At 58.9% G+C, this 18,296-nt stretch carries 9 protein-coding genes, 2 tRNA genes and 5 rRNA genes (1 of these 16 cut by a window edge); 5 read left to right on the forward strand and 11 right to left on the reverse strand.

The window, feature by feature from the left end; translation table 11 throughout:
- Positions 1–6: 6 nt before the first annotated feature.
- The 4 genes from lnt to RZE77_RS24505 all read right to left on the reverse strand — a co-directional run bounded on the left by lnt (position 7) and on the right by RZE77_RS24505 (position 3,875).
- Positions 7–1,596, reverse strand: coding sequence for an apolipoprotein N-acyltransferase (gene lnt / locus RZE77_RS24490; protein WP_405546489.1), 1,590 nt, complete (start codon positions 1,594–1,596; stop codon positions 7–9).
- A complete protein-coding gene (locus tag RZE77_RS24495; RefSeq protein WP_021012634.1) occupies positions 1,596–2,474 on the reverse strand; it encodes an HlyC/CorC family transporter in 879 nt (292 codons plus the stop codon). Before RZE77_RS24495 ends, lnt begins: the two co-directional genes overlap by 1 nt.
- A gap of 89 nt (positions 2,475–2,563) precedes the next feature.
- The gene (locus RZE77_RS24500; protein WP_124958811.1) at positions 2,564–3,292 is read right to left on the reverse strand and encodes a GNAT family N-acetyltransferase; all 729 of its coding nucleotides are present in this window, start codon (positions 3,290–3,292) and stop codon (positions 2,564–2,566) included.
- Positions 3,293–3,401: 109 nt separating this feature from the next.
- On the reverse strand, positions 3,402–3,875 hold the full coding sequence (locus tag RZE77_RS24505; RefSeq protein WP_015867526.1) for an Lrp/AsnC family transcriptional regulator: 474 nt from the start codon (positions 3,873–3,875) through the stop codon (positions 3,402–3,404).
- A 155-nt stretch (positions 3,876–4,030) separates the two neighbouring features.
- Here RZE77_RS24505 and hppD point away from each other — a divergent pair, with 155 nt between their 5' ends.
- From hppD to RZE77_RS24530, 5 genes are all read left to right on the forward strand, one after another.
- Positions 4,031–5,158, forward strand: coding sequence for a 4-hydroxyphenylpyruvate dioxygenase (gene hppD / locus RZE77_RS24510; protein WP_319439656.1), 1,128 nt, complete (start codon positions 4,031–4,033; stop codon positions 5,156–5,158).
- 28 nt (positions 5,159–5,186) lie between these two features.
- Positions 5,187–5,987, forward strand: a complete 801-nt coding sequence (locus RZE77_RS24515; RefSeq protein WP_319439657.1) for a transporter substrate-binding domain-containing protein — start codon at positions 5,187–5,189, stop codon at positions 5,985–5,987.
- Positions 5,988–6,004: 17 nt separating this feature from the next.
- Positions 6,005–6,883 carry a phenylalanine 4-monooxygenase gene (gene phhA / locus RZE77_RS24520; RefSeq protein WP_319439658.1) on the forward strand — a complete coding sequence of 293 codons (879 nt, stop codon included), beginning with the start codon at positions 6,005–6,007 and terminating at the stop codon, positions 6,881–6,883.
- 143 nt (positions 6,884–7,026) lie between these two features.
- Complete coding sequence (locus RZE77_RS24525; RefSeq protein WP_319439659.1) at positions 7,027–8,718, forward strand: AMP-binding protein; 1,692 nt, start codon at positions 7,027–7,029, stop codon at positions 8,716–8,718.
- A complete protein-coding gene (locus RZE77_RS24530) occupies positions 8,719–9,648 on the forward strand; it encodes an MBL fold metallo-hydrolase (protein WP_319439660.1) in 930 nt (309 codons plus the stop codon).
- Positions 9,649–9,757: 109 nt separating this feature from the next.
- Here the strand turns inward: RZE77_RS24530 and rrf (RZE77_RS24535) are convergent.
- The 7 genes from rrf (RZE77_RS24535) to RZE77_RS24565 all read right to left on the reverse strand — a co-directional run.
- Positions 9,758–9,870 (reverse strand): 5S ribosomal RNA (rrf, locus tag RZE77_RS24535).
- 128 nt (positions 9,871–9,998) lie between these two features.
- A 23S ribosomal RNA gene (locus tag RZE77_RS24540) occupies positions 9,999–12,871 on the reverse strand.
- A 324-nt stretch (positions 12,872–13,195) separates the two neighbouring features.
- Positions 13,196–13,271, reverse strand: a tRNA-Ala gene (locus RZE77_RS24545).
- A gap of 28 nt (positions 13,272–13,299) precedes the next feature.
- Positions 13,300–13,376: transfer RNA gene (locus RZE77_RS24550), tRNA-Ile, on the reverse strand.
- A gap of 79 nt (positions 13,377–13,455) precedes the next feature.
- Positions 13,456–14,990: ribosomal RNA gene (locus tag RZE77_RS24555) — 16S ribosomal RNA — on the reverse strand.
- 544 nt (positions 14,991–15,534) lie between these two features.
- Positions 15,535–15,647 (reverse strand): 5S ribosomal RNA (gene rrf / locus RZE77_RS24560).
- A 128-nt stretch (positions 15,648–15,775) separates the two neighbouring features.
- Positions 15,776–18,296 (reverse strand): 23S ribosomal RNA (locus RZE77_RS24565) (it continues 352 nt past the right edge of the window).
- Together the 16S, 23S and 5S rRNA genes with 2 tRNA genes alongside form the textbook arrangement of a ribosomal RNA operon.

The following is an 18,296-nucleotide window of genomic DNA, read 5'->3' on the forward strand; positions in this document are numbered from 1 at the left end:
GCCGGGTCAGCCCCGGCGCCGGCGCAGCGCGAAGGCGATGGCCACGACGGCGATCGCCGCGATCCAGATCGGCCACAGCCCGAAAGGCGCGACCCAGCGCGCAAAGGGCGTGAGCCCCGTGCGGCCTTCGACCGACGCCTCGAGCACGCCGCGCGTGAGCCGCGGTAGCTGGTGCGTGACGCGGCCTTCGGCATCGATGACCACCGTGGCGCCGGTGTTGGTGGCACGCACCATCGGCCGCGCGAATTCGAGCGAGCGCATGCGCGAGATGGCCAGGTGCTGGTCGATGGCCACCGTGTTGCCGAACCACGCGATGTTGCTCACGTTGAGCAGGATGGTCGGCGCCGTGGCCTCGTCCTTGAAGTTGGCGCCGATCTCGTCGCCGAACAGGTCTTCGTAGCAGATGTTCGGCGCGATGCGCTGGCCCTGCCAGGCAAAGGGCGCCTGCGCCAGGCCGCCGCGCGCGAAGTCGCCGAGCGGGATGTTCATCATGCGGATGAACCAGCGAAAGCCCGGCGGAATGAATTCGCCGAAGGGAACGAGGTGGTGCTTGCTGTACTTGTAGGGCTGCGCCGCGCCGGGCTGGAAGCCGAGCACCGCGTTGCTGTAGGTGCCTTGGCCACCCATCGGCAGGCCGACGATGGCAGCCTGCGTGCCCTGGCTGTAGCGCGCCTGGATCGCATCCAGGTAGCCCGCGGGCAGTTGCTGCGGCAGCAGTGGCAGCGCGGTCTCGGGCGTCACCACGAGCGAGGCCTTGGCATCGCGCAGCTGTTCTCCATACCAGCGCAGCGCCAGGTCGATGCCGCCGCCCGGAATGAATTTTTCGTCTTGCGGGATGTTGCCCTGCAGCAGCGCGAGCTGCAGCTTGCCGCTCGAGCCCTTGGCGCCCTGCGCGTCGCCGGACAGCGGTGCCGCGAGATGCGGCGCGGCGAATGCAGCGGCGACAAGTACGAGGACCTGCGCGAGTGCGATGCCGGGCGCGGGCCGGGTCAGCGCCACCAGCGCGGCCACCAGCGCGGCCACCGCGCCGATGCCGTACACGCCGATCCACGGCGCCCAAGCCGCCAGCGGCCCCTCGACGTGCGCATAGCCGCCCGCACCCCAGGGAAAGCCGGTGAACCAGCTGCCGCGCACGAGTTCGGCCAGCGTCCACAGCGCGGCGAACACCAGCGCCCCGGCCACTGGCCCGCGCGGCCCGCGAACGACGAACCAGGCACAGGCCGCCGCGTAGTACAGCCCGAGCGCGGCCGCCAGCAGCAGCACCGCAATGGCCGCGAGCGGCGCCGCCAGCCCGCCATAGGTGTGCATCGAAATGAAGAGCCACCAGAAGCTGCCGGTGAGCCAGGCGGTCGAGAAGAGCCAGCCATGCAGCCCGGCGCGGCGCCAGCCCGCACCTTCGGCGCGCAGCCAGTCCAGCAGGCCGACGAGCGCCGCCAGCGAAACGAGCTGCAGCCACCACAGCGGCCGGCCGTTCACGGGCCAGGCAATGGCCGCGGCCTGCGCGAGGCCCGCGAAGGCAAAGCCCAGCAGGCGCAGCAGGCCCATGGCGGAAAAGGCAGGAGACGTGCGGAGCGTGGCCGCTGCCGGCAGCGGCATCAGTCGGCCGCGTCGCTGCCGCGGGCCGGGGACACCTTGAACCAGCGCACGGCCCCGCCCTTGGTGTGCAGCACCACGAAGTCGAAGCCGCCGATCGCGTGGTGTTCGCCGCGCTTGGGCACGTGGCCCATCTCGTGCGCGATGAGCCCGCCGATGGTGTCGAAGTCTTCGCTCAGCTGCTCTTCGTCGAAGACGATGCCGAAGGCCTCGGCCACGCGCTCGATGGGCGTGTCGCCCGAAACGCGGTAGGTGTGGTCGGCCAGGCCGAAGATGTCGCCCTCGTCCTCGGCAATGTCGAACTCGTCCTCGATCTCGCCGACGATCTGCTCGAGCACGTCCTCGATGGTGATGAGGCCGGCCACGCGGCCGAACTCGTCGATCACGATGGCCAGGTGGTTGCGGTTGCCGCGGAACTCGCGCAGCAGGTCGTTCAGGCCCTTGCTCTCGGGAACGAAGGTGGCGGGGCGCAGCAGTGCGCGGATGTTGAGCCCCGGCGCGCGCTGCAGCTTGAGCAGGTCCTTCGCGAGCAGGATGCCGATGATGTTTTCCTTCTCGCCCTCGTACACCGGGAAGCGCGAGTGCGCGGTGTCGATGACCAGGTGCAGCAGCGCGTCGAAGGGCGCGTCGATGTTCACAAGGTCCATGCGCGGAGCCGCGACCATCACGTCGCCGGCCGTCATGTCGGCCATGCGCAGCACGCCCTCGAGCATGACGCGCGACTCGGCGCCGATCACCTCGTTGTCCTCGGCGTCCGCGAGGGTTTCGATCAGCTCGTCGCGCGAATCGGGACCGGGGTGGATGAATTCGGCCAGCTTCTGGAGAAAGCCGCGCTTGTCTTCCCGTTCGACGGGTGCGCGTTCAGGGTGAGGTTCGGCCACTGCGGGAGGCTTAGTTGAAGAGATACAAGGATACCGGATTGCGCGTGACAGGCTCTACCGCGCGGCCGCCACAGGCGCTTTTCAGGTATTCAGGGCGCGGATTTGCTGCGCGCGTCCCGCATGCCGCTGCGCACTTCCTGCAGGCTGGCCAGGAAGGCCCAGAACTGCTTGGCGCGGGTCTTGAGGTGGTAGTCGACCGCCGCGTACTGCTCGAGCGCGATTTCGCTCATGCGGCTGTCGAAGGTGGCGCTCGGCAGCTGCAGGTGCGCCTCCGATTCCGAGCCGCTGCGCACCACGGTGGCGCCGGCGTTGCGGGCGATCTTCAGCATGGCGGCGTTTTCGCTCAGCGCATGGATGAAGAGCATGCCCACGCCTTCGTTGCGCGCCACGACCACGGCCCGCTCGAACAGGCGCGCCCCGTAGCCGCGGCCGCGCGCATGCGCCGCCACCGACACGCCGAATTCGGCGCAGTCGCTGTGCTGCTCGTCCGGCGCGAACGCGAGGTGGGCCATCGCGATCAGGTCGAGCCGGCGGTTGTAGATGCCGAAGAGCTCGTCGCGCTCGAAATCGAGCCCGTCGACGTAGCGCTGCACCTGCTCGTCGCCCGCGGCGTAGCCGAAGCGCAGGTAGCGGTCGTGCGGCGTGAGCGCCAGCAGGTGCTGCGCGATGCGGTCGCGCTCGCGCGGGCCGATCGAGCGGATCGGCACCATGACGGGTTGCGGCGCAGAGGCTGCGCGCGGTTGCGCCTCAACCATCGGCGCCTTCAGGAAAGAGCCGAGGCCGAGAGACGCCTTCAGGAGGGTCTTGGCGGTAAGCATGGCTCAAATATAAGGGTTTTCCCTTAAACACCAAGCCCGCAGGGGTACTTTCTAGCGACATTTGTGAACCAATACCAGAGAGCGTGTCGTTCGCGCAACCATCGGGTGGCTAAACCGGCACGGCTGTTGTGGCCTTGACACGGTCGAGCACGAAGCTTGTCTTGCAATCCTCCACGCTGGGGTGCTTGAGCAGGGTGTCCATGATGAAACGGCTGTAGTGCCCCATGTCGGCGACCACCACGCGCAGCAGGTAGTCCATCTCGCCGGTGAGGGCGGCGCACTCGACCACTTCGGGCCAGGTCTGGACGCTGGCGCGGAACAGGTCCATGGGGTTGCGCTTGTGGGTTTCGGTGTGCTTTTCGAGGCGCACATTGAGATAGGCGGTCAGGCCCAGGCCGATGACCTCGGGGCGCACGAGCGCGACATAGCGGTCGATGACGCCGCTCTCCTCGAGCCGCTTGACGCGCCGGAGCACGGCGCTCGGGGAAAGGCTGACCTGCTCGGCGATCTGGTCGTAGGTGGCGCGCCCGTCTGCTTGCAGCGTGCGCAGAATGAGCCTATCAATCTTGTCGAGTGCTTCCATGGCGTCATTTTCGCAGTTTTACTGCGTCATGCCTCTCTTTGGCGCCCAATAACGCTGAAAACGTGAGTGGCATCCGCTCTACAGTGCAGCACTGGTCGTTCTCGCCCACCCGTTCGCTTTTTTCTTCCATTCGAACCCCACTTCTGGAGACTCCCATGAGCCACACCGACGCGCCCCCCTTCACGCCCTGGGAGAACCCCATGGGAACCGACGGCTTCGAATTCATCGAATACGCGGCCCCGGATCCGGTCGCGATGGGCAAGGTGTTCGAGCGCATGGGCTTCAAGGCCGTGGCCAGGCACCGCCACAAGAACGTGCTGCTGTACCGCCAGGGCACGATCAATTTCATCGTCAACGCAGAGCCCGATTCGTTCGCGCAGCGCTTTGCGCGCGAACACGGCCCGAGCGTCTGCGCCATCGCCTTCCGCGTGCAGGACGCCAAGCAGGCCTACGAACGGGCGATCTCGCTCGGCGCATGGGGCTTCGCCGACAAGGCGGGCCCGGGCGAATTGAACATTCCCGCCATCAAGGGCATCGGCGACAGCCTGATCTACCTGGTCGACCGCTGGCCCGGCAAGAACGGCGCGAAGCCGGGCGACATCGGCAACATCGGTTTCTACGACGTCGACTTCGAGCCGCTGCCCGGCGTGGCCTCGCAGGATGCGCTGGCGCCCAAGGGCAACGGCCTCACCTACATCGACCACCTCACGCACAACGTGTACCGCGGCCGCATGAACGTCTGGGCCGGCTTCTACGAGAAGCTCTTCAATTTCCGCGAGATCAAGTACTTCGACATCGAAGGCCAGGTCACCGGCGTGAAGAGCAAGGCCATGACCAGCCCCTGCGGCAAGATCCGCATCCCGATCAACGAAGAAGGCAAGGAGCAGGCCGGCCAGATCCAGGAATACCTGGACATGTACCGCGGCGAAGGCATCCAGCACATCGCCATGGGCTCGGACAACCTGTACGAGACCGTCGACGCACTGCGCGCCAATGGCGTCAAGCTGCTCGACACCATCGACACCTACTACGAGCTGGTCGACAAGCGCATTCCCGGCCATGGCGAAAGCGTGGCCGAACTGCAGAAGCGCAAGATCCTGATCGACGGCAAGAAGGACGCGCTGCTGCTGCAGATCTTCAGCGAAAACCAGCTCGGGCCGATCTTCTTCGAGTTCATCCAGCGCAAGGGCGACGACGGCTTCGGCAACGGCAACTTCAAGGCGCTGTTCGAAAGCATCGAGCTCGACCAGATGCGCCGCGGCGTGCTGTCGGCCGCAAAATAAGCGCCTTTTTCACTGGCCAGGAGCCCCCATGCGCAGCACGTTCTCGATCGGCTTGACCCTCACCGCGGCAGCCGCCGTTGTTCTTCTTTCCGGCTGCGCCATGGCGCCGGCCGCCCCGGCGGCCAGCTCGCACCTCGACACGGTGCAGAAGGCGGCGGCGCTGCGCATCTGCACGCCGGGCGACTACAAGCCCTTCAGCTTCCAGAAGGCCGATGGCTCGTTCGAAGGCATCGACGTCGATCTCATGGCGGGCTTCAGCGCCAGCCTCGGCGCCAAGCCCGAATGGGTCAAGACCACCTGGGCCAACCTGCTGCCCGACCTCAGCGCGGGCAAGTGCGACATTGCCGTGGGCGGTGTTTCCGTGACCACCGACCGGCAGAAGCGCGCCTTCTTCAGCGCGCCCTACATGGTGAACGGCAAGGCGCCCATTGCGCGCTGCGCCGACGTCGCCAAGTACCAGAGCGTGGCCGACATCGACAAGCCTTCCACCCGGGTGATCTTCAATCCGGGCGGCAGCAACGAACGTTTTGCGCGCGCCAACTTCAAGCAGGCCAAGCTCACGCTGCACGGCGAGAACGTGACGATCTTCGACGAGCTCCTGGCCAACCGCGCCGACGTGTTCGTGACCGAATCGGCCGAAGCCATCACGCAGCAGAAGCTCAAGCCGGGCCTGTGCGCGATCAACCCCGACAAGCCGCTGCAGTACGGCGAAATGGCCTGGATGCTGCCGCGCGACGACGTGGCCTTCAAGGCGTACGTCGACCAATGGCTGCACCTGCAGCAAGCCGGCGGCGACTTCCAGCGCGTGATGAACCGCTGGCTCAAGTAAACCGAGAGAGCATTCCCATGAACACTCCTGCAGCAGCCGCTGTCGTCACGCCCGCCGTCTACGGCGCCTCGGACCGTCCGCCGCGCGGCGACTACTCGCGCGGCGGGGCGGTGCTTGCCGACTACACCTGCCCGCAGGACTGGGCCAGCTATACGCCGGCCGACCACGAGACCTACAAGCGGCTCTACGAACGGCAGGCCGCGCAGCTGCCGGGCCTCGCCTGCGACGCATTCATCAAGGCGCTGCCGCTGCTGGGCGTGAAGGACCGCATCCCGCGCTTCGAGGAAATCAACGAGCGGCTGCACCGCGCCACCGGTTGGGAAATCGTGGCGGTGCCGGGGCTGATTCCCGAGCTGCCGTTCTTCACCTTGCTCGCAAACCGCAAGTTTCCGGTGACCGACTGGATCCGCAAGCCCGAGGAGTTCAACTACATCGTCGAGCCCGACGTGTTCCACGACCTGTTCGGCCATGTGCCGATGCTGTTCGACCCGGTCTTTGCCGACTACGTGCAGCGCTACGGCCAGGGAGGCATCAAGGCGCACGAGCTCGGCGCGGGCGAGAAGCTCGCGCGGCTCTATTGGTACACGGTCGAGTTCGGCCTGATCCGCCAGCCCGACGGCCTGCGCGCATATGGCGCCGGCATCCTGAGCTCCGTCGGCGAACTGCAGCATGCCGTGCGCAGCGGCGAGCCGCACCGGCTGCCGCTCGACCTGCTGCGCACCATGCGCACGAGCTACAAGATCGACACCTACCAGAGCAACTACTTCGTGATCGAGAGCTTCGCGCAGCTCTTCGACCTCACGGCACCCGACTTCACGCCGCTCTACCAGGCGCTCGACGCCCTGCCCGACATTCCGGCCGGGGTGCTGCTGCCGGGTGAGTCCGGCCGGGCTTGAGCGCTGCTTTTCGAGTGGTTGCCGCGGCAAGCATGCGCTGCGGTTCACTATCACGTGCGCGACAGCGCATGCGCTGCTCCTAGGACAAGCCCGCTGGCGGCCAGATGTGTCTGGCTCCCACAATCCGCGCAAAAGGAGCTTGCATGCAGACATCCGCGCGACAGAACTACCCGGCCGACGTGCCGCACGAGATCGATCCCGGGCAGTACCGGTCTCTCCCCCACATGTTCGACGAGGCCTTTGCCCGCTATGCCGAGCGGCCGTTCTCGGTCTGCATGGAGCGCTGGATGTCGTATGGGGAGCTCGACACCTTGTCGAAGGCCTTGGGCGCTTGGCTCCAGTCGCTGGGCCTGGAGCCCGGCGCGCGGGTCGCCATCATGCTGCCCAACGTGCCCCAGTTCGCCGTCACGATGTGCGGCGTGCTTCGCGCCGGCTACACCTGCGTCAACGTCAATCCGCTCTATACGGCGCGCGAGCTCGAGCACCAGCTCAAGGATTCGGGCGCCACGGCCATCGTCATCCTCGAGAACTTCGCCGCGACGCTGGAACAGGTGATCGAGCGCACGCCCGTCAAGCACGTGGTCGTCACTTCGATGGGCGACCTGCTCGGCGGACTCTATGGCGCCTGGATCACGGTCGCGGTCCGCCACCTGGCGAAGATGGTGCCGCCGTACAAGCTGCCCCTGGGCAACGGCCGCAGCGTCACGCCTTTCTCCAAGGTCATCGAGGAGGGGCGCGGGCGCGCGCTGGCGCCGGACCAGAGCACGCTCGATTCGATCGCATTCCTGCAATACACCGGCGGCACGACGGGCCTGTCCAAGGGCGCGGTGCTGACCCACCGCAACATCGTCGCGGCCACGCTGCAGGCGGAGGCCTGGTTCACGCCGGCACTGTCGCGGGCGGGCGACCTGTCCAAGGTCAACAGCATCGCGGCGCTGCCGCTTTATCACATCTTCGCGCTCACGCTCTGCCTCCTGGTCATCCGCCAGGGCTCGCACATGACGCTGATTCCCAATCCGCGCGACTTCGACAAGTTCATCGCGGTGCTCAAGAAGCGTCCCTTCCACATGCTGCCCGCGGTGAACACGCTCTTCAATGCGCTCTTGATGCACCCCGAGTTCAAGTCGATCGATTTCTCCACGCTGTTCGTTTCGCAGGCGGGCGGAATGGCCGCCTCCGAAGGCACGGCGCGGCGCTGGTTCGAGGCCACCGGCTGCCCGATGATCGAAGGCTGGGGCATGAGCGAGACCTGCGCGATCGGCACCAACAACCCGGTGTCGAACACCAGCTTCACAGGCACCATCGGCTTGCCGCTGCCGAGCATCGAGATCGCCATCAAGGACGATGAAGGCAACTCCCTGCCTGTCGGTGCGCCAGGCGAGCTCTGCATCAAGGGGCCCAACGTCATGGCCGGCTACTACAACCAGCCCGCCGAGACCGCCGCGGCCTTCACGGCCGATGGCTTCATGCGCACCGGCGACATTGCCGTCATGCAGGAGGACGGCTACAGCCGCATCGTCGACCGCAAGAAGGACATGATCCTGGTAAGCGGCTTCAACGTCTTTCCGAACGAACTGGAGAACGTCATTTCGCTGTGTCCCGGCGTCGTCGAGTGCGCGGCCATCGGTGTGCCGGACGAAAAGCAGGGCGAAGCGATCAAGGTCTTTGTCGTGCGCAAGGATGCGGCGCTCACCGAGGAGGCTGTGCTGCAATACTGCAACGGACAGCTCACCGGCTACAAGCGGCCCAAGCACATCGAATTCCGCGACTCGCTGCCGAAGACCAATGTCGGGAAGATCCTGCGGCGCGAGTTGCGCACCAGCGCGAGCGCCTGAATGAACGATCGCGCCGCAGCCGGGCTGCCGGCGAATCTCGTGGTCTTCGAGCGCGGCTGGCTGTCGTCGAACAACATCCTGTTCATCGGGACCGGCGAAACCGCGCTGGTCGACACCGGGTACACCACGCATTCCGATCAGACCCTGGCACTGGTCGAATCGGCGCTGGGCGGCCGGCCGCTCGACCGGATCGTGAATACGCATCTGCACAGCGACCATTGCGGTGGCAATGCGGCCCTGCAGGGCCGCTACCCGGCGATCCGGACGGACATTCCGCCCGGCGAGGCGGCCTTGGTGGAACGGTGGGATGAGGGCGGTCTGAGTTTTCTTGCGACGGGACAGGCCTGTCCACGATTCCGGTTCACCGGCCTCTTGCAGCCGGGGACCGAATGCATGCTCGGCGACAGCCCGTGGCAGGTGCACGGCGCGCCTGGCCACGATCCCCACTCGATCATCCTCTTCGATCCCGTTTCACGGACGCTGATCTCGGCGGATGCCCTGTGGGAGAACGGCTTTGGCGTTGCCTTTCCTGAACTTGCGGGCGAGCCGTCGTTCGGCGACCTGGCTGCGACGCTGGATCGGATCGAGAGGCTGGGACCGCTGCAGGTGATTCCCGGCCATGGCCGAGTCTTCGGCGATGTCGGCAACGCCTTGGCCACGGCGCGCCGCCGACTCGAGGGCCTTCAACGCGATCCCGTGAAGCACGCGCGGCACGCCATCAAGGTGCTCATGAAGTTCAAGCTGCTGGAGGTGCAGTCCATTGCACATGACGACTGGAAGACCTGGGTCCACAGCACGTCGTATCTGGATATCGTTCGCTCGCGCTTCTTTGCCGATGCGGAATTGGAGCAATTGGCCGGGGATGTCTTGCACGAGTTGATCGGCGCAGGGGCGGCCGAGATGGACGCCTCAGGCATCCGCAACATCTGATCTTTGCCTTCTGGAATAAAAAAAGCGCGCCACCGAAAGATGACGCGCTTTTTAAAGCTGCAAAGAAAAAAGCCCAACACACCGTGTTGGGCTTTTCCTGGCTGTAAGAGCCTGACGATGACCTACTTTCACACGGGAACCCGCACTATCATCGGCGCTGACGCGTTTCACTGTCCTGTTCGGGATGGGAAGGAGTGGTACCACGTCGCTATGGTCATCAGGCATAACTTGTTGTCTGACTGATCACATGATCAATCAAACGAATTCATAGAGTTTGGAATCAGCTTTTGGCGAATTATTTTGAATGCGTCAACTTGGCATAACACCTTGATCTGACTGATCAAAGTTATAGGGTCAAGCCGCACGAGCAATTAGTATCAGTTAGCTTAACGCATTACTGCGCTTCCACACCTGACCTATCAACGTCCTGGTCTTGAACGACTCTTTAGGGGGCTCAAGGCCCCGGCAGATCTCATCTTGAAACGAGTTTCCCGCTTAGATGCTTTCAGCGGTTATCTCTTCCACACTTAGCTACTCGGCAATGCCACTGGCGTGACAACCGATACACCAGAGGTGTGTCCACTCCGGTCCTCTCGTACTAGGAGCAGGCTTCCTCAAATCTGCAGCGCCCACGGAAGATAGGGACCAAACTGTCTCACGACGTTTTAAACCCAGCTCACGTACCTCTTTAAATGGCGAACAGCCATACCCTTGGGACCGGCTACAGCCCCAGGATGAGATGAGCCGACATCGAGGTGCCAAACACCGCCGTCGATATGAACTCTTGGGCGGTATCAGCCTGTTATCCCCAGAGTACCTTTTATCCGTTGAGCGATGGCCCTTCCATACAGAACCACCGGATCACTATGTCCTGCTTTCGCATCTGCTCGACTTGTCAGTCTCGCAGTTAAGCACGCTTATGCCATTGCACTATCGTCACGATGTCCGACCGTAACTAGCGTACCTTCGAACTCCTCCGTTACGCTTTGGGAGGAGACCGCCCCAGTCAAACTGCCTACCATGCACTGTCCCCGATCCAGATAATGGACCTAGGTTAGAACCTCAAACACACCAGGGTGGTATTTCAACGTTGGCTCCACAAGATCTAGCGACCCTGCTTCAAAGCCTCCCACCTATCCTACACAGATCTGTTCAAAGTCCAATACAAAGCTACAGTAAAGGTTCATGGGGTCTTTCCGTCTTTCCGCGGGGAGATTGCATCATCACAAACATTTCAACTTCGCTGAGTCTCAGGAGGAGACAGTGTGGCCATCGTTACGCCATTCGTGCAGGTCGGAACTTACCCGACAAGGAATTTCGCTACCTTAGGACCGTTATAGTTACGGCCGCCGTTTACTGGGACTTCAATCAAGAGCTTGCACCCCATCATTTAATCTTCCAGCACCGGGCAGGCGTCACACCCTATACGTCCACTTTCGTGTTTGCAGAGTGCTGTGTTTTTAATAAACAGTCGCAGCCACCGATTTTTTGCAACCCATTCATGCTTCGTTGTTCACTACACACTAATAGGGCACACCTTCTTCCGAAGTTACGGTGTCAATTTGCCGAGTTCCTTCTCCTGAGTTCTCTCAAGCGCCTTAGAATACTCATCTCGCGCACCAGTGTCGGTTTGCGGTACGGTCGTATATAGCTGAAGCTTAGTGGCTTTTCCTGGAACCTCGTTCAGTCACTTCGCGAGCAAGCTCGCTCGATCGTTGGCCTCGGTATATGTGCACCGGATTTGCCTAATGCACGCCTACATCCAACTAAACCGGGATATCCAACACCCGGATGACCTATTAAGATCCGTCCCCACATCGCACTATATAACGGTACAGGAATATTGACCTGTTTCCCATCAGCTACGCATCTCTGCCTCGCCTTAGGGGCCGACTCACTCTACGCCGATGAACGTTGCGTAGAAAACCTTGCGCTTACGGCGAGGGGGCTTTTCACCCCCTTTAACGCTACTCATGTCAGCATTCGCACTTCTGATACCTCCAGCACGCTTTACAACGCACCTTCACAGGCTTACAGAACGCTCTCCTACCACTTGCAATAAATTGCAAATCCGCAGCTTCGGTAACTGGCTTAGCCCCGTTACATCTTCCGCGCAGGACGACTCGATCAGTGAGCTATTACGCTTTCTTTAAATGATGGCTGCTTCTAAGCCAACATCCTGACTGTTTTAGCCTTCCCACTTCGTTTCCCACTTAGCCAATTTTAGGGACCTTAGCTGGCGGTCTGGGTTGTTTCCCTCTTGAGTCCGGACGTTAGCACCCGGTGCTCTGTCTCCCAAGCTGTACTCATCGGTATTCGGAGTTTGCCTTGGTTTGGTAAGTCGCCATGACCCCCTAGCCAAAACAGTGCTCTACCCCCGATGGTAATACTTGAGGCACTACCTAAATAGTTTTCGGAGAGAACCAGCTATTTCCAAGTTTGTTTAGCCTTTCACCCCTATCCACAGCTCATCCGCTAGTTTTGCAACACTAGTCGGTTCGGACCTCCAGTACCTGTTACGGCACCTTCATCCTGGCCATGGATAGATCACTTGGTTTCGGGTCTACACCCAGCGACTGATCGCCCTATTCGGACTCGATTTCTCTACGGCTTCCCTATTCGGTTAACCTTGCCACTGAATGTAAGTCGCTGACCCATTATACAAAAGGTACGCAGTCACCCCTTACGAGGCTCCTACTTTTTGTAAGCACGCGGTTTCAGGATCTATTTCACTCCCCTCCCGGGGTTCTTTTCGCCTTTCCCTCACGGTACTAGTTCACTATCGGTCGATGATGAGTATTTAGCCTTGGAGGATGGTCCCCCCATATTCAGACAGGATTTCTCGTGTCCCGCCCTACTTGTCGTTAGCTCAGTACCACACAGGTCATTTCACGTACGGGGCTATCACCCGCTATGGCCAGTCTTTCCAAACTGTTCCGTTATGTCTTGTGCTATCACTAACAGGCTTCTCCGATTTCGCTCGCCACTACTTTCGGAATCTCGGTTGATGTCTTTTCCTCGAGCTACTGAGATGTTTCAGTTCACCCGGTTCGCCTCGCATGACTATGTATTCATCATGCGATACCTTTCGGTGGGTTTCCCCATTCGGAAATCTCCGGATCAAAGCTAATTTGCCAGCTCCCCGAAGCTTATCGCAGGCTATCACGTCCTTCGTCGCCTATCATCGCCAAGGCATCCACCACGTGCTCTTATTCACTTGACCCTATAACTTTGACGTTTCTTTCGAAACTACAAAATCATCACAAGGAATATGTCAGGTCTTTCACCTGACGCGTTATGCCGTTACATTCAAAATTCGATTTGACTCGAAATTGAAGTTTCTTTTGACGCAATCAAAAATTCTATGTTGCTGATGGCACGGTCTGCACTAAACCTTTACGAATGTGCAGTTTCCATCAGCAACGCTGATTCGACTCTATGAATTTTTAAAGAACAGCCGATTGATCAAGAGATCTCGATCAACAACAAAGAAGCCTCATGCCTAGACAGGAAGCCGCTTTGGTGTTGAATTTAAGTATCGCATTATTGGTGGAGGATGACGGGATCGAACCGACGACCCCCTGCTTGCAAAGCAGGTGCTCTCCCAGCTGAGCTAATCCCCCAAACTCTCACACGAGAAATCAGAAGATTTGGTGGGTCTAGTTGGGCTCGAACCAACGACCCCCGCCTTATCAAGACGGTGCTCTAACCAGCTGAGCTACAGACCCAATCGAGAATCAATGAAGACTTCGACTTCTTCCAACAACCGATAAGTGTGGGCGTTTAAATTAAATTGCTTGTTTCCAGAAAGGAGGTGATCCAGCCGCACCTTCCGATACGGCTACCTTGTTACGACTTCACCCCAGTCACGAACCCTGCCGTGGTAATCGCCCTCCTTGCGGTTAAGCTAACTACTTCTGGCAGAACCCGCTCCCATGGTGTGACGGGCGGTGTGTACAAGACCCGGGAACGTATTCACCGTGACATTCTGATCCACGATTACTAGCGATTCCGACTTCACGCAGTCGAGTTGCAGACTGCGATCCGGACTACGACTGGTTTTATGGGATTAGCTCCCCCTCGCGGGTTGGCAACCCTTTGTACCAGCCATTGTATGACGTGTGTAGCCCCACCTATAAGGGCCATGAGGACTTGACGTCATCCCCACCTTCCTCCGGTTTGTCACCGGCAGTCTCATTAGAGTGCCCAACTAAATGTAGCAACTAATGACAAGGGTTGCGCTCGTTGCGGGACTTAACCCAACATCTCACGACACGAGCTGACGACAGCCATGCAGCACCTGTGTTACGGTTCTCTTTCGAGCACTCCTCTATCTCTAAAGGATTCCGTACATGTCAAAGGTGGGTAAGGTTTTTCGCGTTGCATCGAATTAAACCACATCATCCACCGCTTGTGCGGGTCCCCGTCAATTCCTTTGAGTTTCAACCTTGCGGCCGTACTCCCCAGGCGGTCAACTTCACGCGTTAGCTTCGTTACTGAGTCAGTGAAGACCCAACAACCAGTTGACATCGTTTAGGGCGTGGACTACCAGGGTATCTAATCCTGTTTGCTCCCCACGCTTTCGTGCATGAGCGTCAGTACAGGCCCAGGGGATTGCCTTCGCCATCGGTGTTCCTCCGCATATCTACGCATTTCACTGCTACACGCGGAATTCCATCCCCCTCTGCCGTACTCCAGCAATGCAGTCACAGATGCAGTTCCCAGGTTGAGCCCGGGGATTTCACAACTGTCTTACATTACCGCCTGCGCACGCTTTACGCCCAGTAATTCCGATTAACGCTTGCACCCTACGTATTACCGCGGCTGCTGGCACGTAGTTAGCCGGTGCTTATTCTTACGGTACCGTCATTAGCCCTCTTTATTAGAAAAGGCCGTTTCGTTCCGTACAAAAGCAGTTTACAACCCGAAGGCCTTCATCCTGCACGCGGCATGGCTGGATCAGGCTTTCGCCCATTGTCCAAAATTCCCCACTGCTGCCTCCCGTAGGAGTCTGGGCCGTGTCTCAGTCCCAGTGTGGCTGGTCGTCCTCTCAGACCAGCTACAGATCGAAGGCTTGGTGAGCCTTTACCTCACCAACTACCTAATCTGCCATCGGCCGCTCCATTCGCGCAAGGTCTTGCGATCCCCTGCTTTCATCCGTAGATCGTATGCGGTATTAGCACAGCTTTCGCTGCGTTATCCCCCACGATTGGGCACGTTCCGATGTATTACTCACCCGTTCGCCACTCGCCGCCAGGATTGCTCCCGCGCTGCCGTTCGACTTGCATGTGTAAGGCATGCCGCCAGCGTTCAATCTGAGCCAGGATCAAACTCTATAGTTCGATCTTGATTTTTTTCGCTCTTTCGAGCAACTCATAAAAACGGAATTGAAGTGAACTTCACTTCTATTCTCATGAGCGTTTTAAGTCTTGCGACTTGTTCCGAAGAACTTACGCAATTACCTTCAAACGCCCACGCTTATCGGCTGTAAATTTTTAACGAACCCCGAAGCAAACTTTCGTTTTCTTCGTCTTGCTTGCTGTGATCAGCGAAGCCTTGTAGTCTATCACGGTTTTTTAAGTACCGTCAAACTTTTTTCGCTTTCTTCAACTTCCTGTTGCACCCCGCAACCTTCGCTGCGAGACGCTGAAGCTGCTTCAGCGGAGCCTTCGATTATGCACTGTTTTTTCAAACCGCGTCAACTTCGAAGAAGATTTTTTTCTTCTGGCCTCCTGGCAGCTCGCTCACTGGGAGCCTGCTGCCTGGAGCTGCTCGCAACGCCCCTGGAGACGCTGCGTCGCTTGCCCTTTTGTGTGAGCACTTTTTGGGTGCTCACACAAAAAGGAAAGCCCAACACACCGTGTTGGGCTTTTCCTGGCTGTAAGAGCCTGACGATGACCTACTTTCACACGGGAACCCGCACTATCATCGGCGCTGACGCGTTTCACTGTCCTGTTCGGGATGGGAAGGAGTGGTACCACGTCGCTATGGTCATCAGGCATAACTTGTTGTCTGACTGATCACATGATCAATCAAACGAATTCATAGAGTTTGGAATCAGCTTTTGGCGAATTATTTTGAATGCGTCAACTTGGCATAACACCTTGATCTGACTGATCAAAGTTATAGGGTCAAGCCGCACGAGCAATTAGTATCAGTTAGCTTAACGCATTACTGCGCTTCCACACCTGACCTATCAACGTCCTGGTCTTGAACGACTCTTTAGGGGGCTCAAGGCCCCGGCAGATCTCATCTTGAAACGAGTTTCCCGCTTAGATGCTTTCAGCGGTTATCTCTTCCACACTTAGCTACTCGGCAATGCCACTGGCGTGACAACCGATACACCAGAGGTGTGTCCACTCCGGTCCTCTCGTACTAGGAGCAGGCTTCCTCAAATCTGCAGCGCCCACGGAAGATAGGGACCAAACTGTCTCACGACGTTTTAAACCCAGCTCACGTACCTCTTTAAATGGCGAACAGCCATACCCTTGGGACCGGCTACAGCCCCAGGATGAGATGAGCCGACATCGAGGTGCCAAACACCGCCGTCGATATGAACTCTTGGGCGGTATCAGCCTGTTATCCCCAGAGTACCTTTTATCCGTTGAGCGATGGCCCTTCCATACAGAACCACCGGATCACTATGTCCTGCTTTCGCATCTGCTCGACTTGTCAGTCTCGCAGTTAAGCACGCTTATGCCATTGCACTATCGTCACGATGTCCGACCGTAACTAGCGTACCTTCGAACTCCTCCGTTACGCTTTGGGAGGAGACCGCCCCAGTCAAACTGCCTACCATGCACTGTCCCCGATCCAGATAATGGACCTAGGTTAGAACCTCAAACACACCAGGGTGGTATTTCAACGTTGGCTCCACAAGATCTAGCGACCCTGCTTCAAAGCCTCCCACCTATCCTACACAGATCTGTTCAAAGTCCAATACAAAGCTACAGTAAAGGTTCATGGGGTCTTTCCGTCTTTCCGCGGGGAGATTGCATCATCACAAACATTTCAACTTCGCTGAGTCTCAGGAGGAGACAGTGTGGCCATCGTTACGCCATTCGTGCAGGTCGGAACTTACCCGACAAGGAATTTCGCTACCTTAGGACCGTTATAGTTACGGCCGCCGTTTACTGGGACTTCAATCAAGAGCTTGCACCCCATCATTTAATCTTCCAGCACCGGGCAGGCGTCACACCCTATACGTCCACTTTCGTGTTTGCAGAGTGCTGTGTTTTTAATAAACAGTCGCAGCCACCGATTTTTTGCAACCCATTCATGCTTCGTTGTTCACTACACACTAATAGGGCACACCTTCTTCCGAAGTTACGGTGTCAATTTGCCGAGTTCCTTCTCCTGAGTTCTCTCAAGCGCCTTAGAATACTCATCTCGCGCACCAGTGTCGGTTTGCGGTACGGTCGTATATAGCTGAAGCTTAGTGGCTTTTCCTGGAACCTCGTTCAGTCACTTCGCGAGCAAGCTCGCTCGATCGTTGGCCTCGGTATATGTGCACCGGATTTGCCTAATGCACGCCTACATCCAACTAAACCGGGATATCCAACACCCGGATGACCTATTAAGATCCGTCCCCACATCGCACTATATAACGGTACAGGAATATTGACCTGTTTCCCATCAGCTACGCATCTCTGCCTCGCCTTAGGGGCCGACTCACTCTACGCCGATGAACGTTGCGTAGAAAACCTTGCGCTTACGGCGAGGGGGCTTTTCACCCCCTTTAACGCTACTCATGTCAGCATTCGCACTTCTGATACCTCCAGCACGCTTTACAACGCACCTTCACAGGCTTACAGAACGCTCTCCTACCACTTGCAATAAATTGCAAATCCGCAGCTTCGGTAACTGGCTTAGCCCCGTTACATCTTCCGCGCAGGACGACTCGATCAGTGAGCTATTACGCTTTCTTTAAATGATGGCTGCTTCTAAGCCAACATCCTGACTGTTTTAGCCTTCCCACTTCGTTTCCCACTTAGCCAATTTTAGGGACCTTAGCTGGCGGTCTGGGTTGTTTCCCTCTTGAGTCCGGACGTTAGCACCCGGTGCTCTGTCTCCCAAGCTGTACTCATCGGTATTCGGAGTTTGCCTTGGTTTGGTAAGTCGCCATGACCCCCTAGCCAAAACAGTGCTCTACCCCCGATGGTAATACTTGAGGCACTACCTAAATAGTTTTCGGAGAGAACCAGCTATTTCCAAGTTTGTTTAGCCTTTCACCCCTATCCACAGCTCATCCGCTAGTTTTGCAACACTAGTCGGTTCGGACCTCCAGTACCTGTTACGGCACCTTCATCCTGGCCATGGATAGATCACTTGGTTTCGGGTCTACACCCAGCGACTGATCGCCCTATTCGGACTCGATTTCTCTACGGCTTCCCTATTCGGTTAACCTTGCCACTGAATGTAAGTCGCTGACCCATTATACAAAAGGTACGCAGTCACCCCTTACGAGGCTCCTACTTTTTGTAAGCACGCGGTTTCAGGATCTATTTCACTCCCCTCCCGGGGTTCTTTTCGCCTTTCCCTCACGGTACTAGTTCACTATCGGTCGATGATGAGTATTTAGCCTTGGAGGATGGTCCCCCCATATTCAGACAGGATTTCTCGTGTCCCGCCCTACTTGTCGTTAGCTC

Source organism: Variovorax sp. SPNA7 (assembly GCF_033807855.1).
GTDB lineage: Bacteria > Pseudomonadota > Gammaproteobacteria > Burkholderiales > Burkholderiaceae_C > Variovorax > Variovorax beijingensis.